Annotated in this window: 36 protein-coding genes and 1 pseudogene; 31 read left to right on the plus strand and 6 right to left on the minus strand. The window is 69.0% G+C overall.

The features are described 5' to 3' along the window. Nucleotides 1-165: 165 nt before the first annotated feature. The gene (locus ACFWDI_RS35655) at nucleotides 166-1404 is read right to left on the minus strand and encodes an RNA polymerase sigma factor (protein ID WP_385310557.1); all 1239 of its coding nucleotides are present in this window, start codon (nucleotides 1402-1404) and stop codon (nucleotides 166-168) included. Beyond that, nucleotides 1401-1814: a YciI family protein gene (locus tag ACFWDI_RS35660; protein WP_385310560.1), complete on the minus strand. Its 414-nt coding sequence runs from the start codon at nucleotides 1812-1814 to the stop codon at nucleotides 1401-1403. The genes ACFWDI_RS35655 and ACFWDI_RS35660 overlap by 4 nt, the downstream gene beginning before the upstream one ends. Before the next feature lie 310 nt (nucleotides 1815-2124). Between ACFWDI_RS35660 and ACFWDI_RS35665 the strand changes: the two genes are divergently transcribed. From ACFWDI_RS35665 to ACFWDI_RS35695, 7 genes are all read left to right on the plus strand, one after another. After that, complete coding sequence (locus ACFWDI_RS35665) at nucleotides 2125-3510, plus strand: hypothetical protein (RefSeq protein ID WP_385310561.1); 1386 nt, start codon at nucleotides 2125-2127, stop codon at nucleotides 3508-3510. Between the two features lie 381 nt (nucleotides 3511-3891). Further along, nucleotides 3892-5544, plus strand: a complete 1653-nt coding sequence (locus ACFWDI_RS35670; protein WP_385310563.1) for a LuxR C-terminal-related transcriptional regulator — start codon at nucleotides 3892-3894, stop codon at nucleotides 5542-5544. A 136-nt stretch (nucleotides 5545-5680) separates the two neighbouring features. Then, nucleotides 5681-5878, plus strand: coding sequence for a hypothetical protein (locus tag ACFWDI_RS35675; RefSeq protein WP_327328388.1), 198 nt, complete (start codon nucleotides 5681-5683; stop codon nucleotides 5876-5878). Nucleotides 5879-5908: 30 nt separating this feature from the next. Next, the gene (locus tag ACFWDI_RS35680) at nucleotides 5909-7318 is read left to right on the plus strand and encodes a DUF2252 domain-containing protein (RefSeq protein WP_385310565.1); all 1410 of its coding nucleotides are present in this window, start codon (nucleotides 5909-5911) and stop codon (nucleotides 7316-7318) included. Nucleotides 7319-7503: 185 nt separating this feature from the next. Next, nucleotides 7504-7914, plus strand: coding sequence for an SHOCT domain-containing protein (locus ACFWDI_RS35685; RefSeq protein WP_385310567.1), 411 nt, complete (start codon nucleotides 7504-7506; stop codon nucleotides 7912-7914). A 166-nt stretch (nucleotides 7915-8080) separates the two neighbouring features. Continuing rightward, nucleotides 8081-8512 carry a hypothetical protein gene (locus tag ACFWDI_RS35690; RefSeq protein ID WP_385310569.1) on the plus strand — a complete coding sequence of 144 codons (432 nt, stop codon included), beginning with the start codon at nucleotides 8081-8083 and terminating at the stop codon, nucleotides 8510-8512. Between the two features lie 197 nt (nucleotides 8513-8709). Continuing rightward, nucleotides 8710-8895: a hypothetical protein gene (locus ACFWDI_RS35695; protein WP_385310572.1), complete on the plus strand. Its 186-nt coding sequence runs from the start codon at nucleotides 8710-8712 to the stop codon at nucleotides 8893-8895. Nucleotides 8896-9028: 133 nt separating this feature from the next. Here the strand turns inward: ACFWDI_RS35695 and ACFWDI_RS35700 are convergent, their stop codons facing one another. Beyond that, entirely contained in the window at nucleotides 9029-9424 is a 396-nt protein-coding gene (locus tag ACFWDI_RS35700; RefSeq protein ID WP_385310574.1) for a PASTA domain-containing protein, read from the minus strand. Nucleotides 9425-10082: 658 nt separating this feature from the next. Then, nucleotides 10083-10847, minus strand: a complete 765-nt coding sequence (locus tag ACFWDI_RS35705) for a GntR family transcriptional regulator (protein WP_385310576.1) — start codon at nucleotides 10845-10847, stop codon at nucleotides 10083-10085. A gap of 109 nt (nucleotides 10848-10956) precedes the next feature. On the opposite strand from ACFWDI_RS35705, the gene ACFWDI_RS35710 reads away from it, so the two are divergent. Then, the gene (locus ACFWDI_RS35710) at nucleotides 10957-11202 is read left to right on the plus strand and encodes a hypothetical protein (protein WP_385310578.1); all 246 of its coding nucleotides are present in this window, start codon (nucleotides 10957-10959) and stop codon (nucleotides 11200-11202) included. Continuing rightward, a complete protein-coding gene (locus ACFWDI_RS35715) occupies nucleotides 11199-11402 on the plus strand; it encodes a hypothetical protein (protein WP_385310580.1) in 204 nt (67 codons plus the stop codon). The genes ACFWDI_RS35710 and ACFWDI_RS35715 overlap by 4 nt, the downstream gene beginning before the upstream one ends. An 870-nt stretch (nucleotides 11403-12272) precedes the next feature. Here ACFWDI_RS35715 and xerC read toward each other — a convergent pair. Both xerC and ACFWDI_RS35725 read right to left on the minus strand, forming a co-directional pair. Continuing rightward, complete coding sequence (gene xerC / locus ACFWDI_RS35720; protein ID WP_385310581.1) at nucleotides 12273-13856, minus strand: tyrosine recombinase XerC; 1584 nt, start codon at nucleotides 13854-13856, stop codon at nucleotides 12273-12275. 28 nt (nucleotides 13857-13884) lie between these two features. Beyond that, a complete protein-coding gene (locus tag ACFWDI_RS35725; RefSeq protein WP_385310583.1) occupies nucleotides 13885-14634 on the minus strand; it encodes a helix-turn-helix domain-containing protein in 750 nt (249 codons plus the stop codon). Nucleotides 14635-14810: 176 nt separating this feature from the next. On the opposite strand from ACFWDI_RS35725, the gene ACFWDI_RS35730 reads away from it, so the two are divergent. From ACFWDI_RS35730 to ACFWDI_RS35835, 22 genes and pseudogenes are all read left to right on the plus strand, one after another. Further along, complete coding sequence (locus ACFWDI_RS35730; protein ID WP_385310585.1) at nucleotides 14811-15083, plus strand: hypothetical protein; 273 nt, start codon at nucleotides 14811-14813, stop codon at nucleotides 15081-15083. Nucleotides 15084-15171: 88 nt separating this feature from the next. Next, a complete protein-coding gene (locus tag ACFWDI_RS35735) occupies nucleotides 15172-15537 on the plus strand; it encodes a hypothetical protein (protein WP_385310587.1) in 366 nt (121 codons plus the stop codon). Between the two features lie 3 nt (nucleotides 15538-15540). Then, entirely contained in the window at nucleotides 15541-15795 is a 255-nt protein-coding gene (locus tag ACFWDI_RS35740; RefSeq protein ID WP_385310589.1) for a hypothetical protein, read from the plus strand. After that, complete coding sequence (locus ACFWDI_RS35745; RefSeq protein ID WP_385310590.1) at nucleotides 15792-16292, plus strand: hypothetical protein; 501 nt, start codon at nucleotides 15792-15794, stop codon at nucleotides 16290-16292. Before ACFWDI_RS35740 ends, ACFWDI_RS35745 begins: the two co-directional genes overlap by 4 nt. Continuing rightward, nucleotides 16289-16546 carry a hypothetical protein gene (locus ACFWDI_RS35750; RefSeq protein WP_385310592.1) on the plus strand — a complete coding sequence of 86 codons (258 nt, stop codon included), beginning with the start codon at nucleotides 16289-16291 and terminating at the stop codon, nucleotides 16544-16546. Before ACFWDI_RS35745 ends, ACFWDI_RS35750 begins: the two co-directional genes overlap by 4 nt. 80 nt (nucleotides 16547-16626) lie before the next feature. Then, the gene (locus tag ACFWDI_RS35755; protein WP_385310594.1) at nucleotides 16627-17535 is read left to right on the plus strand and encodes a bifunctional DNA primase/polymerase; all 909 of its coding nucleotides are present in this window, start codon (nucleotides 16627-16629) and stop codon (nucleotides 17533-17535) included. Continuing rightward, nucleotides 17532-18608, plus strand: coding sequence for an AAA family ATPase (locus tag ACFWDI_RS35760; RefSeq protein WP_385310595.1), 1077 nt, complete (start codon nucleotides 17532-17534; stop codon nucleotides 18606-18608). The genes ACFWDI_RS35755 and ACFWDI_RS35760 overlap by 4 nt, the downstream gene beginning before the upstream one ends. Before the next feature lie 217 nt (nucleotides 18609-18825). After that, nucleotides 18826-19224, plus strand: a complete 399-nt coding sequence (locus ACFWDI_RS35765; RefSeq protein WP_385310597.1) for a hypothetical protein — start codon at nucleotides 18826-18828, stop codon at nucleotides 19222-19224. Next, nucleotides 19221-19664, plus strand: a complete 444-nt coding sequence (locus tag ACFWDI_RS35770; protein WP_385310599.1) for a hypothetical protein — start codon at nucleotides 19221-19223, stop codon at nucleotides 19662-19664. Before ACFWDI_RS35765 ends, ACFWDI_RS35770 begins: the two co-directional genes overlap by 4 nt. A 3-nt stretch (nucleotides 19665-19667) precedes the next feature. After that, entirely contained in the window at nucleotides 19668-19913 is a 246-nt protein-coding gene (locus ACFWDI_RS35775; RefSeq protein ID WP_385310601.1) for a hypothetical protein, read from the plus strand. 105 nt (nucleotides 19914-20018) lie between these two features. After that, entirely contained in the window at nucleotides 20019-20495 is a 477-nt protein-coding gene (locus ACFWDI_RS35780) for an HNH endonuclease signature motif containing protein (protein ID WP_385310602.1), read from the plus strand. Then, entirely contained in the window at nucleotides 20495-20965 is a 471-nt protein-coding gene (locus tag ACFWDI_RS35785; protein WP_385310603.1) for a single-stranded DNA-binding protein, read from the plus strand. The genes ACFWDI_RS35780 and ACFWDI_RS35785 overlap by 1 nt, the downstream gene beginning before the upstream one ends. Nucleotides 20966-20979: 14 nt before the next feature. Further along, nucleotides 20980-21177 carry a hypothetical protein gene (locus ACFWDI_RS35790; RefSeq protein WP_385310605.1) on the plus strand — a complete coding sequence of 66 codons (198 nt, stop codon included), beginning with the start codon at nucleotides 20980-20982 and terminating at the stop codon, nucleotides 21175-21177. Continuing rightward, on the plus strand, nucleotides 21174-21812 hold the full coding sequence (locus ACFWDI_RS35795) for a hypothetical protein (protein WP_385310607.1): 639 nt from the start codon (nucleotides 21174-21176) through the stop codon (nucleotides 21810-21812). Before ACFWDI_RS35790 ends, ACFWDI_RS35795 begins: the two co-directional genes overlap by 4 nt. Then, on the plus strand, nucleotides 21812-21991 hold the full coding sequence (locus ACFWDI_RS35800; RefSeq protein WP_385310609.1) for a hypothetical protein: 180 nt from the start codon (nucleotides 21812-21814) through the stop codon (nucleotides 21989-21991). The genes ACFWDI_RS35795 and ACFWDI_RS35800 overlap by 1 nt, the downstream gene beginning before the upstream one ends. Nucleotides 21992-22129: 138 nt before the next feature. After that, nucleotides 22130-22744 carry an HNH endonuclease signature motif containing protein gene (locus ACFWDI_RS35805; protein WP_385310611.1) on the plus strand — a complete coding sequence of 205 codons (615 nt, stop codon included), beginning with the start codon at nucleotides 22130-22132 and terminating at the stop codon, nucleotides 22742-22744. Next, entirely contained in the window at nucleotides 22741-22983 is a 243-nt protein-coding gene (locus tag ACFWDI_RS35810) for a hypothetical protein (protein ID WP_385310613.1), read from the plus strand. Before ACFWDI_RS35805 ends, ACFWDI_RS35810 begins: the two co-directional genes overlap by 4 nt. Next, on the plus strand, nucleotides 22980-23687 hold the full coding sequence (locus ACFWDI_RS35815; protein ID WP_385310615.1) for a DUF2637 domain-containing protein: 708 nt from the start codon (nucleotides 22980-22982) through the stop codon (nucleotides 23685-23687). Before ACFWDI_RS35810 ends, ACFWDI_RS35815 begins: the two co-directional genes overlap by 4 nt. Continuing rightward, the gene (locus tag ACFWDI_RS35820; protein ID WP_385310616.1) at nucleotides 23684-23992 is read left to right on the plus strand and encodes a hypothetical protein; all 309 of its coding nucleotides are present in this window, start codon (nucleotides 23684-23686) and stop codon (nucleotides 23990-23992) included. Before ACFWDI_RS35815 ends, ACFWDI_RS35820 begins: the two co-directional genes overlap by 4 nt. Before the next feature lie 87 nt (nucleotides 23993-24079). After that, nucleotides 24080-24238, plus strand: a complete 159-nt coding sequence (locus ACFWDI_RS35825) for a hypothetical protein (RefSeq protein ID WP_385310618.1) — start codon at nucleotides 24080-24082, stop codon at nucleotides 24236-24238. Continuing rightward, on the plus strand, nucleotides 24238-24441 hold the full coding sequence (locus ACFWDI_RS35830; protein ID WP_385310619.1) for a DUF6257 family protein: 204 nt from the start codon (nucleotides 24238-24240) through the stop codon (nucleotides 24439-24441). Before ACFWDI_RS35825 ends, ACFWDI_RS35830 begins: the two co-directional genes overlap by 1 nt. 77 nt (nucleotides 24442-24518) lie before the next feature. Further along, nucleotides 24519-25786, plus strand: a pseudogene (locus ACFWDI_RS35835) (cell division protein FtsK); the annotation flags it as partial.

Raw genomic sequence — 25786 nt, forward strand, 5'->3', positions numbered from 1 at the left:
TTCGCCTTCCGTCCGGCCCTGTGCGGTCCCGGCTTGCGGCGATGTGGTTATCTTCACCGCTCAAGATCGGCCGGGCAATCCCCGTACTGTCACCGCTTCGCAACAGCGTCCGGAAGGCGAAAATCCGCCTCTGACCTGGGAGTTGGCTCCAGTCGTCGGGTCCGGCTACGCAGGGGGCAGCAACCGCGCGGCCCGCATCTGCAGGTAGCGCGTCTCCGGGACGCTGAGCGTGCGCTGTGCCGCCAACCGGTAGGCGGCTCGGGCGCCTTCGGCATCCCCGGCCTTCTCCAGCAGGTGTGCCCGTACGGCGTCGAGCCGATGGTGCCCCGCCAACCGGTCCTCCAGCTCGGCGACTTCGGCGAGCCCGGCCTCGGGGCCGTGCACCATGGCGACGGCCACGGCACGGCCGAGCTCGGCCATCGGCTCAGAGGCGCGGCGTACGAGGATGTCGTACAGAGCGAGGATCTGCGGCCAGTCGGTGTCCTCGGCACGAGCCGCCTCGTCGTGCAGCGCCGCGATCGCCGCCTGCAGCTGGTAGGCCCCGGCCGGCCCCTCGGACAGGGCCTCCTCCACCAGCGCGCTGCCCTCGGCGATCGCCTTCCCGTCCCAACGGCTGCGGTCCTGCTCGTCGAGCGGAACCAGTTCGCCGTGCGGTCCGGTGCGGGCCGCGCTGCGCGCGTCGGTGAGCAGCATCAGCGCCAGCAGCCCGGTCACCGCCCCCTCCTGCGGCAGGAGCCGGCGTACGGCCCGGGTCAGCCGGATCGCTTCGGCGGCGAGATCGGCGCGGTGCAGATCGCTGCCGGAGGTCGCCGTATAGCCCTCGTTGAAGATCAGGTAGAGCACCTGCAGCACGACCGCGAGCCGCTGATCGCGGTCCTCGCGCCCCGGCTGCCGGAACGGCACTCCCTTGACCTTCTGCTTGGCCCGGCTGATGCGCTGCGCCATGGTCGCCTCCGGCACAAGATGCGCACGGGCGATCTCGGCCGTGGTCAGCCCCCCGACGGCACGCAGGGTGAGCGCGACCTGCGCGGCCGGGGTCAGCTCGGGGTGACAGCACAGGAAGAGCAGGGTGAGGGTGTCGTCCTCGGACGGTGCGCGGCTCTCTCCGGGCGCGGGCGCCGTGAAGGCGTCTCGAGGCGTCAGCGCCGCGACCGTCTCCTCACGTCTGCGCCGGGCCTCGTCACTGCGCAGCGCTTCCGTGAGCCGACGGGACGCGACCTTGATCAGCCAACCGCGCGGATTGTCGGGCCGGCCCGCATCGGGCCACTGCTGCGCGGCCGCGAGCAGCGCCTCCTGTACGGAGTCCTCGGCCAGATCGAAGTGCCCGTACCGGCGCACCAGCGCGCCGAGGACCTGCGGCGCGTGCAGGCGCAGCAGGTCCTCGATGCCGGTCGTACCTCTCACACACAGCCTCCGCCGTCCTGGATCGGCCGGATGACCACCGGATAGGGAGGAGCCCCCTCGGGCGCCGGGCACGTCGCGACGCGCGCGGCGATCTCGGTGACCCGCTCCAGGCTCTCGCAGTCGAGTACCCAGTACCCGGCGAGCAGCTCCTTGGTCTCTCCGTACGGACCGTCCGTGATCACGGGCTTCCCGTCCTTGCCGGCACTGACGTAGCGGGTCTGCGCGGGCTCGGCCAGGCCGTTCCCGTCGACGAGCTCACCGGACTCGGAGAGGTCGTTGTTGACCTCGCCCATGAAGGCGAACATCGCCTGCAGATCCTTCTCGCTCCAGGCCGGGCTGTGCGCGGACGCCTGGCCGCGCATGGCCTCGTAGTCGGCCTGCGAGCCCTGGACCATCACCAGATACTTCATGGTTTCGCTCCCTCGGATGCGTTGCCGCCCCTTGCGGGCAACTCTCACAGGGGACGTCGCGGCCGGTGACGGATTCTCGACACCTCGCGGAGAAATTTTCCGGAACTACTCGTCAGGACCACTCGCCCGGAACGTCGTCCGGGGTGTGCGGGCGGCCCGGCCTGGGGGAGTCGTCCCGCAGGACCGGCCTGTGTCATCCCGCGTTTTCGTCCATTCGGCCCGGCCGGACGTGCCCTCTCCGTCGCCATGAGCGGAAATGGATCAGGAGGCAGCAGCCCTCGGCGGCTACCGAACTGACGCAGGAGCACGGATGACAGACTCGTCGGAACCGCGGCAGGAACCGTCACCGGAACCTGCGCCGGAGGGCTCGCCGGCGGGCGGTCGGCCGCAGGGGTCGCCGACGGGCGGTTCGGCGGCGGGTGGTTCGCCGGCGGGTGGTTCGGCGGCGGGTGGTTCGGCGGCAGCGCGGATCGCGAGGAAGGTGTCATCGGCAGTCCTCATCGTCCTCACGTGCATTCTCGTCCCGCTGTCCGTAGTGACGGTCTGGGTGCACGACATCGTGCTCGACACCGACCGGTACGTCGCCACAGTCGCTCCCCTGGCGAGCAATCCGGCGGTCCAGGACGCCGCGGTGAATCGCGCCGTCCAGGCGGTGGACGTCCGCTTCGACGCCAAGCAATTCACCACCAATGTGGCTGACTGGCTTCAGTCGCAGGGACTGCCGCCCCTCGCCGCGGAAGCAGTCAAGAGTTTCGCTCCGCAGGTGTCTTCCGCCGTCAACGAAGCGGTCGAGAAGGTTGCCCGCCGCTTCGTCGAGAGCGACCGGTTCAAGAAGGTGTGGACCACCGCCAACCGGATCGGCCACAACGCCGTCGACCACGCGCTCACCGGCAAGGGGCGCGGAGCGGTCGGCGTCGAAGAAGGAACCGTCACCCTCAATGTCGGCACTGCCGTGGAGACCATCAAGAAGGACCTCGTCGACGCGGGGCTGAAACCGGCCTCGAAGATTCCCAACGTCAACAAGCAACTGGTCCTCTTCAAGTCCGACGAGCTCGCCAAGTACCAGAACGCCGCGCATGCGCTCGATGTGATCGGCAACTGGATGCCGATCATCACCGTGCTCCTCGGTGCGGCCGGAGTGCTGCTCGCCCATCACCGCAGGCGCGCCCTGGCCAAGACCGCCCTCGGCGCCGCCCTGGCCTGCCTGATCGTTGTCATCGCCCTGGTCGTCGGCCGTAGCTACTACCTCAGCCACCTGCCGCCCCAGGTGCTGTCCCACGCCGCCGCCGGAGCGGTCTACGACACGCTTCTGCACTTCCTGCGCGTCACGCTCCGCACCGTGATCGTGCTTGGCGTGATCATCGCTGTCGGCGCGTACCTGATCGGACCCGGCAGACTGCCCCGCGCGGCGCGGGACAGGGCCGACCGCACCGCCGACTCCGTGGCGGGCTGGGGTCATTCGCACGGAGTGCACACCGGCGAGGTGGGCACCTGGACGGAGAGCCACCGCCGCTGGATCAACGTCGGCCTGCTTCTCGTACTGGCCCTGATCTTCGCCCTGTGGAACCACCCCACGGCGCTGACCGTACTGCTCCTGGTCCTGATCCTCCTCGCGGCGCTCGCCGTGACCTCTCTGCTGGCCGCGACGGGCCGCCGGACGCAAGCGCCGAAGGACACCGGCACCCACGGCGGGTGATGCGGCGCGGGCCGGAGCATCGCCTTCCACGGGTGAGCGCCGGACCACCGGAAGCGGCTTTTTCACCCGTTTCGGGTGATGCCCACTCACCCGCTTCAGTCGGAAGCACCAGTGCGCGAAACCCACCGCCGGCCGACCGCCCGACGCGCTGCCGCTCATCGGCACCCGGCGCCGCCTGCCTGGCGATCATGAACACGCGCGGTGAAGATTGACCTGTCGGTCCACGTGCCGTCGGCACGTTACCCACGGTTCGCACGATACGTACGGTTGGCAGGACAAGGCAGCCGACAGCCAGATGGTGGTCGCATGCCCCGGAGCACAACCTCCGCAGCGCTGGACGGCGGCGGAGCCCCCCGTACCGCCCGGACACCGTCAGTCCACATGTCCGGAATCGGCACCACGGCGTCGCAGCTGCAACTGGCTCCGACCGGTGACCCACTGCTGGCCGCGAAGTTCTCCGTACCGTCCGTTCCAGGGACGTTCGTACGCCGCAAGCGCCTGCTGGACCGCCTCACCGACGGAACGGCGGGACCGCTGACCCTGATCACGGGCCCGGCCGGCGCCGGTAAGACCATGCTCGCCGCCTCGTGGGCGGTGGGTTCGACGCCACCGCACCCGGCGGTCGTGTGGCTCACCCTCGAGGACGACGACGGCGCGCCCGGCGTGTTCTGGACGTACGTCCTCGAAGCCTTCCGTCACCACCACGTGACGCTGCCCGACACTGTCGGCTCCCCCACGCGCGCCGACTACGTCGACCGTTCCCTGCTGGTCCGGCTGGCTTCCGCGCTGGCACGGCTGGATCAGCCGGTGGTTCTCGTACTCGACGGCCTCGACCAGGTGCCCGACCGCGAGGTGGCTTCGGGCCTGGACTTCATCCTGAATCACGCGGGACCGCAGCTGCGCCTGGTGCTGATCAGCCGGGTCGACCCGCTGCTCCCTCTGCACCGCTACCGCGCGGAGGACAGCATCTGCGAGATCCGCGGGGCCGACCTGGCGTTCACCCGGCACGAGACCGCGACGCTGCTGCGGCGGCACGGCCTGGTTTCGTCGGCGGAGACCGTCGACGCCCTCACCCGGCGCAGCGAGGGCTGGGCCGCCGGACTGCGGCTGTGCGCCCTGGCCATGCAGCGGAGCGACGATCCGACCGGCTTCGCCCGGTCGTTCGCCCTTTCGCAGAGTGCCGTCGCCGACTATCTGCTTGCCGAGGTCGTCGAGGCCCAGCCCGCCGCCACCCAGGACCTGCTGGTGCGTACGAGCATCCTGAACCGGGTGCACCCACAGCTGGCGAACCTGCTGACCGGACGGGAGGACGCCGAGGGGATCCTGGCCGGGCTCACCCGCGCCAACACCTTCGTCGAACCGATCGGTGACACGCCCTGGTGCCGCTTCCATCCGCTGTTCACGGAGGTTCTCCACGCACATCTGCGCAGCCACCAGCCCGGCCTCGAACCGCAGCTGCATCGCCTCGCGGCCCGCTGGTTCGCCGACGCCGGGCTGGTCTCCGAAGCCATGGAACACGCGGCCGCGGCAGAGGACTGGGAGTGCGCCGCCGCTCTGATCGTCGAGCACCTGGCCCTCGGCGGCGGGCTCACCGGCCCGGACAACCACCGGCTGGAGCGGCTCTTCGCCGCCATGCCCGCCGACCTCCCGGGAGCCGCCCCCTGGCTGCGCCACCTGCTCGAGCAGCGGCCCGAACTCACCAGTGGCCACCCTTGGCGCATCGAGCGCACGGCATCCGCCGACGGGACACCGGCCCTGGACGGCACGGCGATCCTGAACGCCACGCCGCCCCTGGACGGCGGGGCGGCCCTGGACGGCGGGGCGGCGCAGGCGATTGTCGTCGAGTCGCTCAGCGACCGCGAATGCGACGTGCTGCGGCTTGCCGCGGAGATGATGTCGACCGAGGAGATCGCCGCGGAGCTGTATGTGTCCGTCAATACGGTGAAGACACATCTGAGGAGCATCTACCGCAAGCTTTCCGTTTCCCGGCGCAGCGACGCGGTCCGCCGTGCGAGGGAGCTCCACCTGCTCTGACGGCGGCGTGCACTCGGCGTGCCTGCTCAGCTTGCGGGCTCACCTCAACCGGGTGATGCCGCACCGGCCGCACGTCGGACACCATGCAGGGAGACGATTCCCCAGGAGCATCCAGGATCATTGGGAAGTGCGGGCCATGCGTTACGAGTTCCGCGTCACCGGCCTCCTGTCCACGCCGGTTGCAGAGGCCTTCCCCGAATTGGCGGAAGTGCCCGCCCCACAGCAGACACTCCTCTTCGGCCCCGTCACCGACGAGGCGCATCTGTACGGGCTCCTCATGCGCTTCCAGGACTTGGGCCTGCACGTGGTCGAGATGCGTCGGCTGCCGGACTGACCCCGTCCGAAGAGGCAAGGAGGCCTCGCGATGAGAGCGACGACCCCGGACGTACACCTGACCCCGCACGAGCGGGCTGCCCGCGGCAAGGCAGCCCGCGACCGGCTGCCACGCGCCGGCCATGCCCTGTTCGAACCGCCGGCGAACCGGACCGACCCTGTCGAGATCGTCGAACGCCAGTCCGCCGCTCGCGTGCCGGAGCTCGTACCCATCCGGTACGGCCGGATGCTGGAATCACCCTTCCGGTTCTACCGCGGCGCGGCCGCGATCATGGCCTCCGACCTGGGCGCCGCGCCCCACACCGGGATCGTCGCGCAGCTCTGCGGAGACGCCCATCTGCTGAACTTCCGGCTGCTCGCCTCCGCCGAACGGCATCTGGTCTTCGACATCAACGACTTCGACGAAACCCTGCCCGGCCCGTGGGAGTGGGACGTCAAACGGCTTGCGGCGAGCCTTGTGATCGCCGGTCGCGAGAACGGCTTCTCGCGGAAACAGCGCAGAGCCGTCGTACGGGGCGCCGTCGGGGCGTACCGGGACGCGATGCGCGGCTTCGCCGGGATGACCAACCTCGATGTCTGGTACACCCAGGCCGACGCCGACCAGCTCCGTGACCTCCTGCCGGAGCGGCTGGGCAAGGGCGCCCGCGACAGGGTGTCCCACGCGCTGTCCACCGCACGCACCCGCGACACCGAGCAGGCGTACAAGAAACTCACGAAGGTCGTCGACGGCGAACGGCGGATCGCGGCCGACCCGCCCTTGATCGTCCCGCTGAGCGACCTGCTCCCCCACGTCGCGCGCCATGAGCTCGAGCAGCAGATCCGTCTGCTCATCAAGGGATACAGCCGCAGCCTCCCGTCCGACCGGCGTCATCTGCTGGAACAGTTCCGGCTGGTCGACATCGCCCGCAAAGTGGTCGGTGTCGGCAGCGTGGGCACCCGCTGCTGGGTGCTCCTCCTGCTCGGCACGGACGACGAGGACCCGCTGCTGCTGCAGGCCAAGGAAGCCGACCAGTCCGTACTCGCCCCGTATGCCGGTGCCGGCGAGTACGAGAACCAGGGGCAGCGCGTCGTATCCGGGCAGCGACTCATGCAGGCGGCCGGTGACATCTTCCTCGGCTGGGAGCGGGTGACGGGGGGCATCGACGGCCTTCAGCGCGACTTCTACGTCCGCCAGCTGCGCGACTGGAAGGGCATCGCAGTACCGCACCTCATGCCCCCGGACCAGCTCGAATACTTCGGCAGCCTGTGCGGCACCACACTGGCCCGCGCCCACGCCCGCTCCGGCGACCGGATCGCCATCGCCGCCTACCTCGGCAGCAGCGACAGCTTCGACCGGGCGCTCGCGGAGTTCGCCGAGCTCTACGCCGACCAGAACGAGCGCGACCACCAGGCCCTCACCGACGCCGCGCGCACTGGACGGATCACCGCTGAGACTGCCTGACCCGGATGGGACCCGGATGGGACCCGGATGGGACCCGGATGGGACCCGGATGGCGACCGGTGAGCGACCGGGTGGCGGCCGATCACACACGATTCACCCGTGACGGGTGAGGGCTCGCGCCGGGAAACGAGGAGGCTGGAGGGGAGCGGACCTGGAGTCCGACTGTGAGTGGCAGGAGGAGAGCTATGGATGGAGATCTGGTCCTGGCGTACGACTATCCCGTGCTGGGCGCCTTCTGGACCGTGATGTGGATCTTCCTCTGGGTCATGTGGCTGATGCTGCTCTTCCGGATCATCATCGACATCTTCCGTGACCACGAGATGAGTGGATGGGCGAAGACGGGATGGCTGATCTTCGTCCTCATCATCCCCTTCCTGGGTGTCCTGGTGTACGTGATCGCCCGCGGCAAGGACATGGGCAAGCGCGAACTCGAACATGCACAGGCGCAGCGATCTGCCATGGACTCCTACATCCGTGAAACAGCCGGCGGTGCCGGCGCCGGGGTGGACCAGCTGGCCAAACTGTCCGAGCTCAAGGCCAAGGGCGACATTTCCGAGGCGGAGTTCGAGCGGGCCAAGGAAAAGCTCCTGCACTGAACCCGCGCACCGCTCTCGGTGTCGTGGGGTTCCCGGCAGGTCCGCCTGCCGGCAGCGGAGGTGGTGAAGAACCGGGTCGGACGCGAAACGGCCGACCCGCCGAAATCCGAAGCCGCCGCACCGGCAGGTGCGGGAACGGAGAACAACAGGGAGTAGAGGAAACACCATGTCGCAGACAACTCATCCACGGTCGACCCACGATCGCTCCGAGGCATCCCTGGCGGCTGCCGGCGGGCTCGTGGTGTTCGCCGCAGTAATGCTGATCATCGGCGGTGTCCTCGACGTCTTCCGAGGCATCATGGCCATCGCCAACGACGACATCTTCGTCTCAACACCGCGCTATGTCTTCAGGTTCGATCTGACCGGGTGGGGCTGGCTCCATCTGATCCTCGGAATCGTGGCCATCCTCGTGGGCGTCGCCCTGTTCAAGGCCCCGCTCTGGGCGCGGATCATCGGCATCGCCATCGCGGCACTGCTCATCATCACCAACTTCCTGTCCCTGCCGTACTACCCCTTCTGGTCGATCATCGCGATCGCGCTGTACGCGTTCATCATCTGGGCGCTGTGCGTGGTGCGGCCGGACGAAATGACCGGGTGACGGCTCGTCCGGCGGCACGTGCGGGGGGTGCCGATGGTCAGGCCGCGTACCGGTCGCGTACCGCAAAGCGCACGAGGTCCGCTCCTGGGAAGGCGCGGACCTCGCGCGCTGCTCCGGCTGCGGGCGGTGGTACCCGCAGCACAGCCACTGACAGAGGCACCGGTGACACGCAACTCACCGACCGGGACCATGAGTTCATGCCACCACTCTGGATATCCTTCACGTCCGAAAAATCCAATGGCGACGTAACGCTCGGCGAGCTCGAGGCCTTCGTCAAAGCGGCCCTGGAGGCGGGAGCGCCGCCAACGCAGCCGGTCGTGATCGAGCGGGAGAACCCCCGCAAGACGTTGAAGTGGGTCGGCGTGGTGAAACCCGGCAAGTAGGGCCTGACGCAGGGCGACCGATCCGACCACAACCTGCTGTCCTCGGGAGCCCTCGACCCGAAGCGCCGCCAATACCCGTGACGCGGGAAGGCCCCCCACCGCTTCGGCAGTGGGGGCCTCTTCTCGTCCCCGGCTACGGGCAGGTCTCGCTCAGCTTGACCGAGCCGAAGTCCAGCTCTGTGCCGGCCGGGATGGTCTTGCCTGCCGGGTAGTTCTGGTCGCACACCTTCCAGTTGCGGTCCAAGACCTGCATCCGCCCGGCGCCCGTGTTGTCGTGGGACTTGAGCAGGAAGAACCCCTTTGCCTGCGCCGCGTCCTGCGCTTCCTGCAGGCCCATGCCTACGAAGTCCGGTACGGCGATGGTCTCCTCGGCCGGCGCGTCGGCCGAGGAGTCGTCAGCGCTGCCCGCTGCCGGGGCCTGGGCCACCGTCTTCGTTGCGGTGGGCGTTGACGCGGTCGTGTCCTTGCATGCGGTGAGCGACAGGCAGGCGGCGGCGGTGACGAGTGCGGCGATGCGCCGGGTACGCATGATGGCCCCCAAGGTGATGGTTGAAGCCGCGACGGTAGCGGCGAATGTGGGGCATGCAGGGCACAGTTACCGGATCGCGACAAACAGGATGTGCGCCCTCACCTTGCCCCCTCTCAACTTCGGGGGCGCATTCGTGCGTCCGGTTCGCGCCCTTGTCCAACCCTGATGCCGATGCTGCAATTTCGAGAAATGTCAGCGAGAGGGGAAGCCGGGCAGCCGCGGCGAGAAGGGCGACCAGGGCGAGCCCGGTCCGGTCGGTCCGACCGGGCCCATTGGTCCGTCCGGCCTGCCGGGAGACGACGGCACGAACGCCATCAGCCAGACCGGAGCCCCCGGCAGTCCGGGCGCCGACGGCCAGTCGGTTGTCGGTCCGCAGGGCCCGCACGGTGAGACTGGCCCGGCTGGTCCGCAGGGCGAGCAGGGGGCGCCTGTCGCCGACGGTAAGGATGGCCGCGACGGGCAGGCCTGCCCCGACGGCTACTCCTGGCAGGCGCCGGCCGACGACCCGGACGCCCTGGTGTGCCGCAAGGAAGGGGCGCCACCGCCGAGTGAGAAGCCCGGCCTGCTCTCCTCCGGAGCCCTCGATCCGCAACGCCGCCAGTACCCGTAACGCAATGCGCCCCCTCCTTCGGGAGGGGGCGCATTCGTGCGTCCGGGGTCAGTCGTCGGGGTGCTCGATGCCGATCTCGTAGGCGATCTCCCACCGCACGTCAGCGACGGTGATGTCCGCTGTCTCGACCGGCCGCCCGTCGGTGTCGTAGTACGTGCGCTCAATCTCCGTGATCAGGTCACCCACCGAGATGCCGAGCAAGTTCGCCTGCTCCTGCGTCGCCCTCGACGGGCGCGGCACCTCGACGGCCGTCTCGATGCGGACGCCGATGGAGCGCATCCGCTCGACGACGCCGGCGCCTGCGTGCGGGCCCATCTCAGGCAGAACGATCGGAGTCTCGCCCGTGATGGCCATCGGCTCCCACGACTCGGACAGCTGGACCGGCATGCCGTCGGCGAGGAACTCGTATCGGGTGTGGACGCACGGGTCACCGGGCTCGATGGCGAGCCGCTCGGCGATGTGGTCCGGGGCTGGGGTGCGCGCCTCGGTGCGGGACTCCCATGTACCGGCGCGGCCCTGCTCCTTCATGTCCGCGCGGAAGGGCGAGCCGCCGCGGCGTTCACGGTGGCGGGAGCGGACCATGCGCAGTCGCTCGCGCGGCCGGCGGACGTAGGTGCCAGATCCTGCCCGGCCTTCGAGGAGTCCCTCGATGATGAGCCGCTCCATGGCGCGCTGGGCGACGCTCTGCCCGACGCCGTACTCCTCGGCGAACTTCGCGCGGCTGGGCAGCTTGTCACCCACGCTCCACTCGCCCGCCTTGATGCGGTCACGCAGTGCGTCGGCCACCTGCAGGAAGGGCGTTTCGCGTGGCATATGCGCAGCTCCGAGCGTTGTACGTCGACGTTGACAAAGTTAACCCATCAGGTCGAAGCTGAATACTCAGCCTCACGAAAAGTGACAGGCTGATCACCAGGGGAGAGCTATGTCCGCCGTGCCTCCACATGACGTCGCCCTCGCGGGCATGCTCGCCGCTGCCACCGAGAGCGAGCCGCGCATCGAGGAGACCGCGGACCACATCCGCATCGAGGCCGACCTCCCCGCCGCGATGAGCAACACCATCCGCGGCACCATCCTCACCACCCTTGGCGCTGCTGACCGGTACGGCTACAACCGCACCAGCGACGGCGACACCGTGTGGGCCGAGATCGACCGGAGGGCAGAGCAGTGATGCAGGCGTGTGACTGGTGCGGCTACGGGACGTACAAGCCGATCGCCGTGGGCATCGCCCACGCGAACTCCGGACCAGGCCGGACCCTGTACGCCTGCCCGGGCTGCCGGAAGACGCATCGGCTCCTGCCGCTCGACCAGCACCCCGCGGACAGCTTCGGCTTCCCGCGCTACGACTACGCGGCTACGGCCGCCCATTGAGCCCCCGTCCCGACCGGAGCACCTCGCCAGGAATCCCGGCCGGGACGGGTTACCACCCATCCGAAAACAGGAGGCATCATGCAGTGTTCCAAATGCGGAGGCGGGATGACCAGGACGCAAGACGGCTGGTGGATCTGCTACGCGTGCGGCACCAGCCAGCCCGGATAGGGGAATCGTGAAGTGTCCGCGGTGTCCTGCCCGCCTCGCCTCGGTCGGTTCTGACTGGTACCGGTGCGGCGCCTGCGGATACGAGATCTCGGAGGATGCGCACCAGTTGCACGTCAAGCTGGTCGCCGCGTTCGAGAGCGACCCGGACAAGTTCTTCAGCCGGGTCAGGGAACGACGCGATGCACTACGGGCCCTTGAGCCCGTATGGCAGCGCAACCGCTAGCCCCCTGCCTGCGCCCTGTACCCGTTCCGCGGGTGCGGGCAGGGCCTGAGCCCCGGTCCGCCCGCGCCCCCGTCGCGGACAGGCCGGGGCTCTTTCATGCCTTGATCGTTAGCACTTCGATTGAGCATTGCTGGAGCATTCGACCCCGAACCGCCCCTGAAACGCAGTCAGCCCCAGATCAGATGTGCTCTGACCTGGGGCTTAGCGGTAGGCCGTGTGGGACTCGAACCCACAACCAACGGATTAAAAGTCGGTGGAGTACCCGGACCGTTCGGTTCCGGCCAATGACGGCCCGTGCCGCGCGCTACCGGAACTCCCTGGTCAGAGCCGGTAGTTCGCCACTCCCGAGACTGTCATCATGCCGTCCCGTGTCGTTCCGTGCCGGATAGTTCCGGAGCATTCGGCCGAGCAGTGGCCGAGCAGAAAGGCCCCGCCACCTGCGGTGACGGAGCCTCGTGCGTTCCACTTCAGTCTACCGCTTACGGCACCACGGGCACTGATGCGTCGTCTGACTTTCTGGCGCGCGGCACCACGGCCGCCGCCTTCTCCGCAATCTCGAGGTCCACCTCGGCCAGCAGCGAGGTATAGGTGTCCGACGCCAGCTTGATCGTCGAATGCCGCAGCGTCTCCTTGATCGCATGCAGGTCCCCGCCGCCCGCGTGGATGAGCGTGGCCGCGCAGTGCCTCAAGTCGCGCAGATTGATGGGCGGCAGCCCGGCCGCCTCGTACAGCCGGCGGAACGCCTTGCTCACGACATCGGGGTGCAGCCACTCACCGGTCTCCGTCGTGAACACCTTGCCCGTGTCCACCCAGTCAGCCGTGCGCTTGCCCTCAGCTCTCTCCTGCGCCGCCCGCTCATTCCAGGCATCCCGCTCCGCCAGCTGTCGCGCACGGTGCTCGCGCAGGGCCTGCACCGTGGCCATGTCCAGGCCGATCGTGCCCGCGCTGCCATCCGTCTTCGGCTCGGTCTCCACCGGCGTCCAGCCGTCGACGACGATCTCCTTCGCCACAGTCAGGGACTGCCCGTCGAGGTCGACGTTCACCCAGTCCTGCCCGACACCCTCGCCGCGGCGCAGGCCCCGGAACGCGATCAGGTGGAAGAACGCATAGAGGCGATCCGAGTCGGCCGCGTCGAGGAACGCAACGAGCTGGGCGGGCGTCCACACCATCACGCCGGACGGCTTCTCTCCCGTCTCCTGCCAGCGGGCCACGTGCTGCTCGGACCAGAGCACAGCCTTGGGCCGGCGGCCGGAGGCGAGTTCCACGTGCGAGGCGGGATTGAACGTGATGAGCTGCCGCCGGATCGCGCCGTTCAGTGCGGCCCGCAGCGTCGACCGGATCCGCTGCTTCGTGGCCGCACCCGTGACGCGCCGGTACGGCTTCATCTCAGCCAGCTTGGCCCGCTCCGCCTCGAGCTGGGCACGCTCGGACACCTTCGGCACGCCGGGCCTGCCGCGCGTACAGCGCGCCTCCTGCTCCCGTCTGGCCGCGTTCTCGGCCGCGATGACCTCGTTGGCGTCGTCGATGTTGTCGAAGAACTCTTGCGCCTGGCCGACGTTGAATCGGTCGAGCCGGTAGTGGCCGACGCTCGGACGCAGGTGGACGCGGATGTGGGACTCATAGCCGGTGGTCGTCTTCTTCCTGGTCTTCTTCGAGGCGAGCCAGGTGTCGAGCCACTCGCCCACCGTCATCGCCCCGTCGAGCGGGACGCCGACGCCGAGCCGCCGGGATACCTCGGCCGCCTCGGGGATGGGCTTGCGGTCCCGCATGACGTTCTGCAGGAGGTCGCCGACGCGGCTTTGCGCATCCTCGTCATCGGCGGCCAGGTCGAGGATGGCGCGGATGCGGTCGAGGTCGGCCGTCGCTTCCTTGACCGAGGTGTAGCCGGTGCGGCGGAAGCGCCGGCGCCCGCCTTCGGCGTCTGGCGGCAGCTCCTGGTGCAACTCGTGGGCGCCATGAGACCGCTTCGCCAACTGCGGGCACTGCCCGGCCAGTCGCCTGCCGTCCGTACCGCGACATTCGCAGCGCTTACTGATGCCGCCAGCGCGGCGAGATGCGGGCATGAAGCCCCCCTCTGGCTTGCGTGTTCAGTTACTCTTCCCCGTTCTGCTCGGCCGCAGCCTCAGCCTTTTCCTTGGCCTCCTCGAGTAGCCGCTCCCAGGCCTTACGTCCATTCTCCTGGATTTCCTCCATGCGCGCGTCCAGGTTGAAGGACTCGTCAGACCAATGCTGCTGGATGCGCTCTTCCTCGTGATCGGTCCATAGGGCCGTCGCGCTGCGGAACTCGAGGAAGCGGAGAACGACCGGGTCCTCGATGCCCAGGTCGGCAGCCGTGCGGGCCATCTCCACGCCCGCCTTCAGCTCCTCCCTTGACGCCTCGATCCATGCCTCTTTGGCCAGTTCCACCTTCCGTTGGGCCTGCTTGTACTTGATGCGAGCACCAAGCATTACGAGGTGGTCGTCGTTTTCGTCGTCGCCTTTCGGGCCCCCTCGGAAGAATTCGTGCCATTCAACACCGAGTGCTTCAGCAATGGCGAACATCTCGTTGACGCGCCAGGGCCTCTCGCCGCGCTCGATCTTCGCAATCTGCGTCTGCGCCAGCCGGACCATCCCGCCGAACACGTCGGGCAGGCGGTCGGCGATCTGTTGCTGCGATACGCCCAGCTGCCTCCTGATGATTTTGAGGTTGTGACTCGCGAGGGACTCGCTGTCGACGTACCCGAGCGGATGCCGATGTCCGCCGGTCTCTTCGTCGAGCTCGGCCGAGGCCCTGATGTCTAGGTCCGTCTCGTCTACCGCGCGGGAGAGCTCGCTGCGGCCTTCTTCGTCATAGTCCGGCATGGACTGAACATACCAAGAACAGAATCGCTTGACACCCCCGGGGCGGGGTGTACTGTCGTCACATCAACCTGTTACGTGCTGGCGTTCTCCAGATCGGAACAGACTGACCCCCGATCGGAACAGATCGGAACTCGTCGGAACAGATCGGCACACCCACGCACGAAAGATGGATCTCGATGGCACACGCCTCAGTCGAACCGCCCACCAGGGGCATGCAGCTTCGCGAGCTGCTGGCCCTTCCCGTCGCCTTCGGGCTCGATGACGCGAACCGGGCCCTGCTGCTCGGCCGAACCAAGGGGTTCGAGCTCGCGAAGCAGGGTGAATATCCGTGCCGCGTGGTGAGGGTCGGCCGGACCTATCGGGTCATGCGCGCGGATCTGCTGCGCGCCCTCGGCATTAGCCCGGAAAACAGCGACGGCGCCGGACCTTGCACGTCCGACGCCGCCTGACGAAACGCCCGCTCCAACTAGCGCGAACCAGCAAAAGGCGCCGGGGGGTCTTGCACACCCCCACGGCGCCCGGAAAGGAACGTTCCAAATGAATCCTCCCACGACGTCAACGGCGCCGTCGACCCCGATCGCCCAGAGCGACAGCCCCAACTGGATCGGCGCTTTCCACGCGTCCGACCTGCTCAAGGCCTACGACCTCGGCGAGGCCATCGACGGAAGCAACGGCGGGAACGCGACCAGCCGCCTGACCGACGCGCGACACCTCACCCTCGACAAGGCACACGCCGACTTCTGGGGCACCGGCCACGGCCGCACCTCCGACGCCGAGTACGCCGACCGCGTCATGAGCACCGCGGTCTTCTACATGGGCGAGGCGGTCAAGGCCGCGCCCGACCCGGCCGCCGCACTCCGCGCCCTGCACGTCGCCCTCGGCATGACTACGACGGAGGGCTGACCCATGGCGACCACCATCAGCGCGGACGAAGCGCGCTCCGCTTTCCAGACCCTCGTCGCCAAGCACCAGTTGAACGTCCAGGAGATCGACGACAGCACCCTCTCTGCGGTCCCGCCCGGCTACCACATGGGGCACGTGCTGCGGATCGAAGGCAGCGACGACGTCCTCGTCCTGCCGCTCGGGCAGGAACCGGTCGACCGCCTCGTCGCCACCTACCACCTGCTCCGCTGCCTGGGGCTCGAGGGGCGGGGAGCATGAGCGACCACACAAAGCACCTCGAGAACGCGATGCGCGCCTTCAACGAGGCCGAGCGCGCCGAGTTCACCGCCACGAACAACCTGACATGGCTAGGGCTCGACGGGCCGACGTACCTCCTCGGCGACGTCCGCGCCAAGGCGTTCTACACCGGCGCCGACGGCCGCCACTGGGTCGACGCCTATCTCGTAGTCGAGTCCCTGAGCGGTCTCGTCACCAACGCCGGACACCTCGAGGGGTACCGGCAGCTCGCCGCAGAGATGGACGAGGGCGACGACCTGTGGGTGTGCACCGAGACCCGCGGCAAGTGGAACGCCGTCATGACACCCATCGACACCCTCGCCCGCGCCTGGGGCTACCCGCCGCCGGCGCTCATGCCCACCGGCAACTGGGCACGCACCTGGCTCGACATGCCCGAGCGCACCGACCAGATGGAGCTCGCCTGGATCGCGCACGGCGGCAAGCCCATCCACACCTACCGGCTCGGGGACACCCTGTGACCGCCCGCACGGGCGAGTGGCCCGTCACCGAACCGGTCGACCTCGAAGCCGCAGAGGCCAGTGACGTCCAAGGTGTGCTGCACCTCGAACTCACCCGCGTTCAGGCCCGCTTCGAGATGGCCATCGGTTCCGTCCGCGCCGACCTCCGCGAGCAGCCCAGTGAGGCGTGCGTCCGAAGCGCCGCCCGCCGCTGGTGCAACGACATCATCGCGGCCGCCGACGAGGTCGTGAACAACCTGCGAAGTACGACATAGCGGTGAGGCGGGCGTCACTGGGGGTGAGCCCGCCCACCACACGAACACCCTGACCCTGCTCGCAGAAGAGAGCCCCGTTCGTGAACGTCGGCATCAAGATTCCCGCGGTCCCCCTGGACGCCGCACTGGCCTACGCCGCCCTCGGCGTCAAGGTCTTCCGCGTCCGCCGCGACAAGGCGCCTTACGCCAACTGCCCGCGCTGCGACATGAAGAGCAGCATCTACATCAAGCACCGGCCCGAAGACTGCCGGTGCGGCGTACCCACCTGTCACGGCTTCTGGGCAGCCACCACCGACACGGGCCTCATCCGCAAGTGGTGGACCGAAGAGCCGGACGCCAACATCGGCGCGCCGTGCAAGCTCAACGGCTGGGCCGTCCTCGACATCGACCCCCGCCACGGCGGCGACGTCTCGCTCCGCAGGATCGAGGAGCGCGTCGGTCTCCTGCCCGGCACCTGCATGCAGATCACGGGGGGCGACGGCCTCCACATCCTGTACCTCTCGCCAGGCTTCGACCTCCCCGGAGAGCCCTTCCCCGGGGTGGAGTTCAAGCACAACAACTACATCGTGCTCGCCCCGTCGCTGCACGCCTCGGGCAACCGGTACAAGTGGTACGGCGATGGCCGGTTCTACAAGCCGGAGGTCGCCTGGCCCGCCACGCTGCTGCCCCGCAAGGAGCGGCCGCGGGTCCCGGGCCGACCGCGCACGCAGCAGTCCCTCTCGGGGATCCGCAGGCCCGGCAAGCACTGGACCGTCCAGACGCTCGTCCAGCACGTCATGGACGCGTCCGAAGGGAACCGCAACGCCAGCCTTTACTTCGCTGCATGCCGAGCGCAGGAGACCGCCGACCAGGGATTCATCGACCTGTACGAGGCCGAGACCGCGCTCGCTGCAGCCGGATCCGCCGTCGGTCTCGGCGACGGCGAGATCATCGCCACCATCCAGAGCGCGGCCAGCCGCCCCTCCGACAAGACATGGAGGGCGGCGTGACCACGACCGACTTCGACGAGGCAGCGGCCCGGTTCTGGGGCGAAGAGGAGGAACCCCCGCCGGACGACACCGCAGGCGAGCCGAGCGAGAACCCGACCCAGGTGCGGCTCGCCAAGCTGAAGGCCGCCCTAGTCGACACCGACGGCCTCGACGGCCTGCCCGACCCCGTGCCGCTGATCGACGGCATCCTCTTCCGCGACTCCCTCGCCTGGATCTACGGCAAGCCCGGCTCGGGTAAGTCGTTCGTCGGCATCGACTGGGCCGGCTGCGTCGCCAACGGCCTGCCCTGGGCGCTGCGCGAGGTCAGCCGCGGAACGGTCCTGTACCTCGTGGCCGAAGGAACGTCAGGCATCCGGCGCCGAGTTCGGGCGTGGGAGCGGAACACGGGCGTCGCAATGTCCGGCGTGACGTTCCTGCCCATCGCCGTACAGCTGCTGCACGGCACCGACATCGCCGCCCTCACCCTCCTCGCCGAGGAGATGCAGCCCACGCTGATCGTCATCGACACACAAGCCCGATGCACCGTCGGCTCCAACGAGAACGACAACGGCGAGATGGGCAACGTCGTCGCGGCGGCCGACCAGCTGCGCGAGGCCACCGGCTCCTGCGTCCTGATGATCCACCACTCCGGCCGCAACGGCGAGAACATGCGCGGCGCTTCAGCCTTCGACGGCGCCGCCACCTCGATCGTGAAGGTCATCAAGAACGACGACTACGTCGAAGTCCACTGCGACAAGCAGAAGGACGTCGAGGACTTCGAGACCGTCTTCCTGAAGATGCGCCCCGTCCTCGAGTCCGTCGTCCTCGACAACCGCCTCGGCCAGCTCGGCGACGACGACAAGCTGACCAAGAACGACGAGGCGATCCTCACCGTCATGCGCGAGGCCTTCGCCAACAGCCACGCGTCCCGGTCGCAGATCATCGCCGCGTCCGAGGTGCCCACGTCCAGCGGCTACCGCTCCATCGGGAAGCTCGAACGCCTCGGCCTGCTCCGCCAGGTGGGGACCGAGAAGCAACCGCGGTGGGCATTGCCGGGCGTCACCGTCCGCGAATCGGAGGGGGACGCAGCGTGAACGATCTTTCTCATTCTCGCCGTGAGAATCACCCCTCCGAGAACACCCTTGATTCTCACCCGCTCACGGCATTCTCACTGCCCCTAAACCTCTGACCTGCTGATTCTCAGATTCCCAAACCCTTCCCACTTCCCGGCCCACTTTCTCACCCACCCCCCCTCTCTTAGGGGGTGGGAAGTGAGAAACGAGAGGCCGGAGGGACGACAGAGGAGACCGAATGATCGCCGCGTCGCATGACCCCTACGAGGCCCGCTTCCGCCACGAGAACAACGGGCGCCCACACTTCAGCACCAAGCCCGTGATCGCCTGGGACGACGACGGCTGCGCCCTCGTGCCCGACGAGAAGACCGGCCGGCTGAGGGAAGCCAGCAGCTACAGCAACTTCGCCGGCCTCGCACCGGCCGACGCCCCCGTCATCGGCACGGCACCCGGCGGCGGCTGGTCCGCAGAGCACCGCACCGACAACGGAGACACCGAAGCCACGCCCGTCCTGGCCTGGCTCGTCCACGCCGACGGCTCGCTCACGCCGACCATCGCGGACATCGACGGATTGACCGACGACCCCACGACCGCGTCGAACTTCGTCCGCCTGCACCCGCCGACGGAGTTGCCGTGAACGTCGACGACATAGTCGCGGCCAAGATCGAGGCCGCCCGTGCCCGCGTCGAGGCGAACAAGCGCCGGCGCCTGGCCCTCGCCGCGGCACGCAAGCGCGGCCTCGCCCTCCGCCACGCACAGAAGCTCCGCAACCTCGCGGCCCGCCGCACCGAGGAGGCCCACACAGAGGTCCCCGAAGAACCTCAGTCGGGCGACGTCGACGACGTGGTGCTCGAGGTGACCGAGGCCGAGCTGCACGCGGCCGTGCGTACCTCCCTCGCCCGACTCGGCCTCACCTACGCCCAGCTCGAAGCCCAAGCCCGCCGCCGCGACTTCACCAGCGCACAGGCGCAGATCCTGTGGACGTCGGTGGGCGGCGCAGTCAACCCCGAACTCCTGGAACCCCAGGACAACCCCGTCACTACTGATGACGGGTCCGACACCACCGAGGAGAACTGACCCATGGATCTTGAGGCTCTCGCCGCAGACCTGATCGCCCGCACCCATACGGCAGTGGAACAGGTCGCCGGTCTCGCAGCGCACACCGGCATCACCTTCAAGGTCGGCGACATCGTCGACGCCGTCGAACGCGACCTTCCCTCCGGCTACCCCGCGTCCACCGCGGAGGGATCCCTCACCCGCCGGGACGTCATCGCGTCCATGGCGGAGGACATCCTCAGCGGCGCGATGTACGAGGACCACGCCTGACCCGCACGCAACCGGCCGGGCCCGCGGATATCGGGCCCGGCCACCCGACCAGCATCCCGCAACTGAACTCCTTCAAGGAGCTCAGTCATCGAGAAGGAGCACCACGTGTCCGGAGAGACCGCGAGGTTCTGGGCCAAGGTCAACAAGGACGGGGCAATGCCCGCGCAGAGTACGGCCGTCGGGCCCTGCTGGGAGTGGACCGCCGGCAAGACGGCGCAGGGGTACGGCGGCTTCCACCCCACCAAGGAGCGGATGGTCCTCGCGCACCGATACGCCTACGAGACGGGCGTCGGTCCGATACCCGCAGGCTTGGTGATTGACCACCTGTGCCGCAACCGCGCCTGCGTGAACCCCGCCCACCTGGAGCCGGTCACGTTGGCGGAGAACACCCGGCGGGGCTTCGGCATCTCGACCTTCAACCGCATCAAGACCCACTGCCCGAGCGGCCACGGCTACTCGGCAGAGAACACCTACGTGTCACCCAAGGGCAGCCGGATCTGCCGGGCATGCGCTCGCGAGCGCGACCGGCAGCCGCACCGCCTGTCCGCCTACCGCCGCAACAAGCAGAGGAGCGCAGCCTGATGGCTGGAGAAACGAGCATCACCATCGTGGGAAATCTGGTCGACGAAGTTGAGCTGAGGTTCACCCCGAGCGGCGCGGCGGTCGCGAAGTTCCGTATCGCCTCCACGCCGCGCGTCTTCGACAAGACGACGAACGAGTGGAAGGACGGCGAAGGCCTGTTCCTCACCTGCTCCGTGTGGCGCCAGGCAGCCGAGAACGCGGCCGAGACCCTGTCCCGCGGCATGCGCGTGATTGTCCAGGGCCGGCTGAAGCAGCGGTCGTATGAGGACCGCGAGCAGGTGAAGCGGACGGTCTACGAGATCGACGTCGAGGAAGTCGGCCCGTCCCTGCTCCGCGCCTCGGCGAAGGTCACCAAGAACGCGCCCGGCGGCGGGCAGCAGTCCAACGCCCCGGCCGCCAGCGACCCGTGGGCCGGCGCCCAGCCCGGACCCGCCGCTCAGACGCCCGCCTCGGACAACCCCCCGTTTTGATCAAGGAGTTCGCCATGAGCAACCACGACATCCAGCTGCTGTGCATCGGCTTCAACCTCGGCGCGCTGTTCATGCTCGCCGTGCACCTGATCGGCCAGGCCCGCGACGCCAAGCGCGACCGGCGCACCGACCAGGCCGCCCTCAACCAGGCCCGCAAGTCCCTGGCGACCAGCGACTGGCGCGACGCCCTCACCGTGCGGGAGCCCGCGTGAACCAGTGCGGCCTGTGTGAGCGGGACCTGCAGGACGGGTACCTCTGCAATGGAGATCTGCTCGCCCTGGCCCAGCGGCTCGATCGCATGCCCGCCCTCTACAGGGCACTCGGCGCCTTCCTCGCACCCGGCGGCCGCGCGGCAGGCGAGCGTGTCACCAGTCGGCAGACAGACCCGCCACTGCCGGTGAACGAGGCAGTCCTCGACCTCCGGTACGGCGGCATCGCCCTCGTCCTCGAAGGCTGGCGGTCCGACGTCCAGGCCGTCCGCGGCTGGGGCGAGCCCGCCGTCGAGGGCAGCGTCGAGCGCCGCGTCCTCGCCGCTGCCCGCAGCCTGTCCCTGAATCTTGAGTGGATCGCGTCCAGCTATCCGGCGGCCGGTGATCTCGCCCGCGAGGTGCGGGAGATGGAGGGCGCCGCCCTGTCGATCGTCGACCCGCAGGATCCGCGCGACCGTGCCGAGCGGATCGGCAACTGCCCGGCCGCATTCGAGGACGGCGTCATCTGCGGGGCCGTCCTGCGGCACCGCCTCGGCGAGGCGTCGATCACGTGCCGCTGGTGCGGAACGGACTGGCCGCAGGACACGTGGCTCGCCCTCAAGACGCTCATTGGCCACGACCTTGAGGAGGCGTCCTGATGGCGTCCCGCTACATCACGTGCCGCGTCCAGTCGGGACGCGGCGTCCAGTGCACGGCTGAGGCTGTGAACCCCGACGCCAAGCTCAAGATCTGCACCCGGCATCTCGCCGAGGCGATGGAGCTGATCGAGGACGCGCGCCGTCTCGGTGCCAACGCCCGGCGGACGCCCGCAAGTTGAAGGCGCTGATTCCGGGATAAAGGCTTACAGAACATCTGATCTTGTGTCAGAGTAGGCCCTACAACCAAAAACAGAACGGCCCCCGCCCGGTGGTGGAACACCGAACGAGGGCCTTGACCACAGGAGAACTGACCTCCCATGGCCCAGCTGAACACTATCGTGCGCCCTCGCGTCACGATCAACTTGGCGAACTCCTCGCCCGCCTGCGCGCACTGTGGCGCGAACTCCTCGACCCTGCGCAACCGCCTGCTCGACAAGGCCGTTGCTGGCTTCGGTGGCTGCCTGATCTGGACCGCCTACACCAATCGCGACGGATACGGGCACATCTACGACTCCGGGCGCATGCTCCTCGCGCACCGCGTGGCCTATGAAGTCCTGGTCGGCCCCATCCCGGACGGGCTCCAGCTTGATCACCTCTGCCGGGTGCGGCACTGCATCAACCCGCACCACCTGGAGCCGGTAACCGCACAGGAGAACCAGCTCCGCTCCGGCCTCACGATCGGCGGAGTGGCCGCACAGCTGACGCACTGCCTGCGCGGACACGAGTTCACGCCGGAGAACATCTACTCCCCGCCGAGCGCTCCCAACAAGCGGTTCTGCCGCGCATGCCTCCGCATCCGCAAGGCCGAGCAGCGGGCTCGCCGACGCTCCGCAATCGAGCCGTGCGGCCACGTCAGCCAGCGGGGCGGTGTCTGTCAGCGTCAGCAGGGCCACGCGGGCATCCACTCCGCGAAGGCGGGTGGGTCGCGATGAGCAACATCCCCGCGCCCCCGGCCCGTGAGCCGGCATACGCCCCTCTGCACGACCCGGCCAGCGACGCCGACCACTGGACGCCGCCGGTGGACATGGCCCGCAGGCTCGCCCGCAAGGCCCTGGCGAAGCACGAGGGCGCGAACATCCACGACGACGACGCCATGCTCCGCGCCGCCGTCGGCCTCGAGCTCGTACTGCGCGACCTCCTCGACGCCCTCGACGCCGGGGAGCGGAAGTGAAGCGCCTCGGCTCACTGGCCAGCCTCGCGGCCGGCGCCGCAGCGGTGACCGTAGCCCTGACCGGCACGGCGTTCTGGCTGTCCTTCGAGCACCTCCACGACGTCGCCGCGGCGAACGGGCTGACGGGCGCAAGGGCTTGGGCCTGGCCCGGCACGGTCGACATGTTCATCATCGCGGGCGAGCTGCTCATCCTGCGGGCTGCGCTGCTCCGCCGCGTCGACTGGTTCGCCTACCTGCTGACCGCGGTCGGCTCGATCGGCTCGATCGCCCTCAACGTGGCGGGCGTCGGAGCGGACGCGCAGCTGATGGAGTACATCGTTGCGGCCGTACCTCCGAGCGCCGCGCTGATCGCGTTCGGGGCGCTCATGCGGCAGGTGCACGAGCACCTCGTACCGCGAGCCGTACCCGCCGTCGTCGCCGTCCCGCCAAGGCCCGTCGAGGAGCCGGTCATCCTCGAGCGCACGGAGCAGCAGGACGCGGTCGGGACGCCGGAGCTGCCGCCCGTCCCGCCGCAGGACACCGAAGACAACGACACCAGCTGGCCCGCCCTGCTCACGTCCCGCGACGTCGCCGAGAAGTGCGGCGTCGACCCCTCCACCGTCCGTAGCTGGGTCGCCAACGGACGCCTTCCCGTCCACAGCAAGGACGCACGAGGACACAACCTGTTCCAGCCGGCCGCCCTCCTCGAGGCGGTGACCCGATGAGCGACGCCATCGAGAAGGCTGCCGCCGAGGCGGTGGAGGCTGCGCGCCAGTCCGACCAGTACGTGATGCTGCTCGCCGCCATGGCGGCTGCGAAGCAGGCCGAGCAGCCGGTGTGCCACCACCAGGCGCCCGTGCAGCAGCAGTCGGGCGGCGCCGGGAAGTGGATCAGCATCGGCGTGGGCGGATCCGTCCTGATGATCTCCGTGGCCGTATCCGCCGTCGCCGTGGCCATCTCCGCGGTGGCGCTGACCGCCTGCCTGATCATCCTGCGCTCCATGTGGCGCGACTACCAGAAAGGCCGCTGACAGTCCCTCCGTCCGACAGAGTGACCGGCCGTCACTCTGTCGGTGCGGTGGGGCCGGGACAGCCCCAGCCCTAGACAGGAGCCCGTCATGACCGCAGCCGAGTACCGCAAGAAGGCCGAGCAGCTGCTCACGCAGTGGAACGTCGGCGGAGTCCCGACTGAAGCCGCTGTACGCGCCGCTGAGGTGTGGTCCCGCCTCGCCATCGCCGCCGCCATCACTGAGGCGGCAGAGAAGAAGGACAGCTGATGCCCTACGCCGACGAGCCCCGGCTCACCGCCGGCGAGAAAACGAAGGTCGCCTGGCTGGTCGCACGGATGGCCAAGCGCGGCCTCGCCGCGAGCAACAGCCCCACCGGCGACGTCTATCAGGGCGACCTGCAGAAGAAGGTCGAGCGGGTCATCGAAGGCGCCCGCAAGCGCGAGGCCCGCGAAGCCAAGTACCGCAAGTAGCCCCGCCCCGGGACGGCTGTCCACCGCCAAGCAGCCGGCCGTCCCGGGCCCCATCACACCGGACAGGAAGCCCCATCATGACGGAACTCATCACCACACCACAGGACACCGCCCCCATCGCCTGGGACACCTTCGGGGACGCACCCGAGGACGCCGTCTCGCTCACCAAGACGGACCCCGAGGCCGCCGTCCTCGCCGACGCCGAAGGGATCGTCGAAGCGGTCGACCGCGACGACAACCCCCTCGCCGACTGGCTCACCGTCCCCGACGTCCCGATCCTCCCCGCGTGGGCCCGCAACTGGGCCAGCGTCCGCGCCAACTCCGGTGCGCTGTTCAAGCTCATGGGCTGGCACGCCGGCTATCACGCCATCCGCACACCCAAGTACGCGGTCCGCATCGTCGGCTACAGCAGCCGCGGCGCCTGGCGAGCAGGACGCCGCCTCTGGCCCGTCCTCACCGCCCAGGACCACACCCGCACCGTCAAGGCCCTCCGCGCCCAGTCGAAGGCCAAGCCCGACGACGAAGCCCTCGCCATCCGCTACCAGATGGCGCACCGCGCCCGCACCGAAGCCCGCCGCTGGCGCTGGGGCAGCGCCGCCTTCGCCCTCACGGCCCTCACAGCCACATACAAGGTCGACCTCGTCCCGTTCGGCCTCAAAGCCCTCGTGACCTGCGGCCTGTGCACCACCCTGTCTACCCTCGGCTGGGGTGATGAGGCCAAGGTCCTCGACCACGCCTGCGCGCCGCTGCGCATCGACATGTCCGGCCAGCAGCTCAACGACGCCCTGCGCGCCGTCGGCCTGCTCAAGCAGGGCAAGGGCGACGAGGACGGGCCCAAGGTCACCTGCATCATGGGGCCGCTCCGTGAGGGCAACGGCTGGGCCGTCGTCTTCGACCTGCCCCGAGGCGGCGGCAAGACGGCGGCCGACGTCCTCGCAAAGCGCACCGCCATCGCGGCCGAGCTCGGCGTCGACGAGATCCAGGTCATCATGGCCCGCGTCCGCGCCCACGGCGGCGGTCACGCAGGACGCGTCTCCATGTGGGTCGCCGACGACGACCCCTACCTCGCCCCGCCCGTCCCCTCGCCCCTCGAAGGCATGGAGGCGTTCTCCATCTGGGACGCCGTCCCGTTCGGGCAGGACGCCCGCGGCAACCGCGTCTCGGTGCCCGTCGTCTGGCAGAGCATGTTCTTCGGCGGCCTGCCGAGGCGAGGCAAGACCTTCACCCAGCGGCTCCTCACCGCGGCCGGCCTGCTGGACGCCTACGTCAAGCACTACGTCGCCGACTTCAAGGGCGGGCAGGACTGGATGGGGATGCGGCACGTCGCCCACCGCCTGGTCCTCGG

The organism is Streptomyces sp. NPDC060064, assembly GCF_042736455.1.
Classification (GTDB): Bacteria; Actinomycetota; Actinomycetes; order Streptomycetales; family Streptomycetaceae; genus Streptomyces.

Excerpts from the sequence above, each read along its gene's own strand:
- ACFWDI_RS35660 (WP_385310560.1), bottom strand. The coding sequence starts at position 1,814 with ATGAAGTATCTGGTGATGGTCCAGGGCTCGCAGGCCGACTACGAGGCC.
- ACFWDI_RS35665 (WP_385310561.1), top strand. The coding sequence starts at position 2,125 with ATGACAGACTCGTCGGAACCGCGGCAGGAACCGTCACCGGAACCTGCG.
- ACFWDI_RS35670 (WP_385310563.1), top strand. The coding sequence starts at position 3,892 with ATGTCCGGAATCGGCACCACGGCGTCGCAGCTGCAACTGGCTCCGACC.
- ACFWDI_RS35675 (WP_327328388.1), top strand. The coding sequence starts at position 5,681 with ATGCGTTACGAGTTCCGCGTCACCGGCCTCCTGTCCACGCCGGTTGCA.
- ACFWDI_RS35680 (WP_385310565.1), top strand. The coding sequence starts at position 5,909 with ATGAGAGCGACGACCCCGGACGTACACCTGACCCCGCACGAGCGGGCT.
- ACFWDI_RS35685 (WP_385310567.1), top strand. The coding sequence starts at position 7,504 with ATGGATGGAGATCTGGTCCTGGCGTACGACTATCCCGTGCTGGGCGCC.
- ACFWDI_RS35690 (WP_385310569.1), top strand. The coding sequence starts at position 8,081 with ATGTCGCAGACAACTCATCCACGGTCGACCCACGATCGCTCCGAGGCA.
- ACFWDI_RS35695 (WP_385310572.1), top strand. The coding sequence starts at position 8,710 with ATGCCACCACTCTGGATATCCTTCACGTCCGAAAAATCCAATGGCGAC.
- ACFWDI_RS35700 (WP_385310574.1), bottom strand. The coding sequence starts at position 9,424 with ATGCGTACCCGGCGCATCGCCGCACTCGTCACCGCCGCCGCCTGCCTG.
- ACFWDI_RS35705 (WP_385310576.1), bottom strand. The coding sequence starts at position 10,847 with ATGCCACGCGAAACGCCCTTCCTGCAGGTGGCCGACGCACTGCGTGAC.
- ACFWDI_RS35710 (WP_385310578.1), top strand. The coding sequence starts at position 10,957 with ATGTCCGCCGTGCCTCCACATGACGTCGCCCTCGCGGGCATGCTCGCC.
- xerC (WP_385310581.1), bottom strand. The coding sequence starts at position 13,856 with ATGCCCGCATCTCGCCGCGCTGGCGGCATCAGTAAGCGCTGCGAATGT.
- ACFWDI_RS35725 (WP_385310583.1), bottom strand. The coding sequence starts at position 14,634 with ATGCCGGACTATGACGAAGAAGGCCGCAGCGAGCTCTCCCGCGCGGTA.
- ACFWDI_RS35730 (WP_385310585.1), top strand. The coding sequence starts at position 14,811 with ATGGCACACGCCTCAGTCGAACCGCCCACCAGGGGCATGCAGCTTCGC.
- ACFWDI_RS35735 (WP_385310587.1), top strand. The coding sequence starts at position 15,172 with ATGAATCCTCCCACGACGTCAACGGCGCCGTCGACCCCGATCGCCCAG.
- ACFWDI_RS35740 (WP_385310589.1), top strand. The coding sequence starts at position 15,541 with ATGGCGACCACCATCAGCGCGGACGAAGCGCGCTCCGCTTTCCAGACC.
- ACFWDI_RS35745 (WP_385310590.1), top strand. The coding sequence starts at position 15,792 with ATGAGCGACCACACAAAGCACCTCGAGAACGCGATGCGCGCCTTCAAC.
- ACFWDI_RS35765 (WP_385310597.1), top strand. The coding sequence starts at position 18,826 with ATGATCGCCGCGTCGCATGACCCCTACGAGGCCCGCTTCCGCCACGAG.
- ACFWDI_RS35775 (WP_385310601.1), top strand. The coding sequence starts at position 19,668 with ATGGATCTTGAGGCTCTCGCCGCAGACCTGATCGCCCGCACCCATACG.
- ACFWDI_RS35785 (WP_385310603.1), top strand. The coding sequence starts at position 20,495 with ATGGCTGGAGAAACGAGCATCACCATCGTGGGAAATCTGGTCGACGAA.
- ACFWDI_RS35790 (WP_385310605.1), top strand. The coding sequence starts at position 20,980 with ATGAGCAACCACGACATCCAGCTGCTGTGCATCGGCTTCAACCTCGGC.
- ACFWDI_RS35800 (WP_385310609.1), top strand. The coding sequence starts at position 21,812 with ATGGCGTCCCGCTACATCACGTGCCGCGTCCAGTCGGGACGCGGCGTC.
- ACFWDI_RS35805 (WP_385310611.1), top strand. The coding sequence starts at position 22,130 with ATGGCCCAGCTGAACACTATCGTGCGCCCTCGCGTCACGATCAACTTG.
- ACFWDI_RS35810 (WP_385310613.1), top strand. The coding sequence starts at position 22,741 with ATGAGCAACATCCCCGCGCCCCCGGCCCGTGAGCCGGCATACGCCCCT.
- ACFWDI_RS35820 (WP_385310616.1), top strand. The coding sequence starts at position 23,684 with ATGAGCGACGCCATCGAGAAGGCTGCCGCCGAGGCGGTGGAGGCTGCG.
- ACFWDI_RS35825 (WP_385310618.1), top strand. The coding sequence starts at position 24,080 with ATGACCGCAGCCGAGTACCGCAAGAAGGCCGAGCAGCTGCTCACGCAG.
- ACFWDI_RS35830 (WP_385310619.1), top strand. The coding sequence starts at position 24,238 with ATGCCCTACGCCGACGAGCCCCGGCTCACCGCCGGCGAGAAAACGAAG.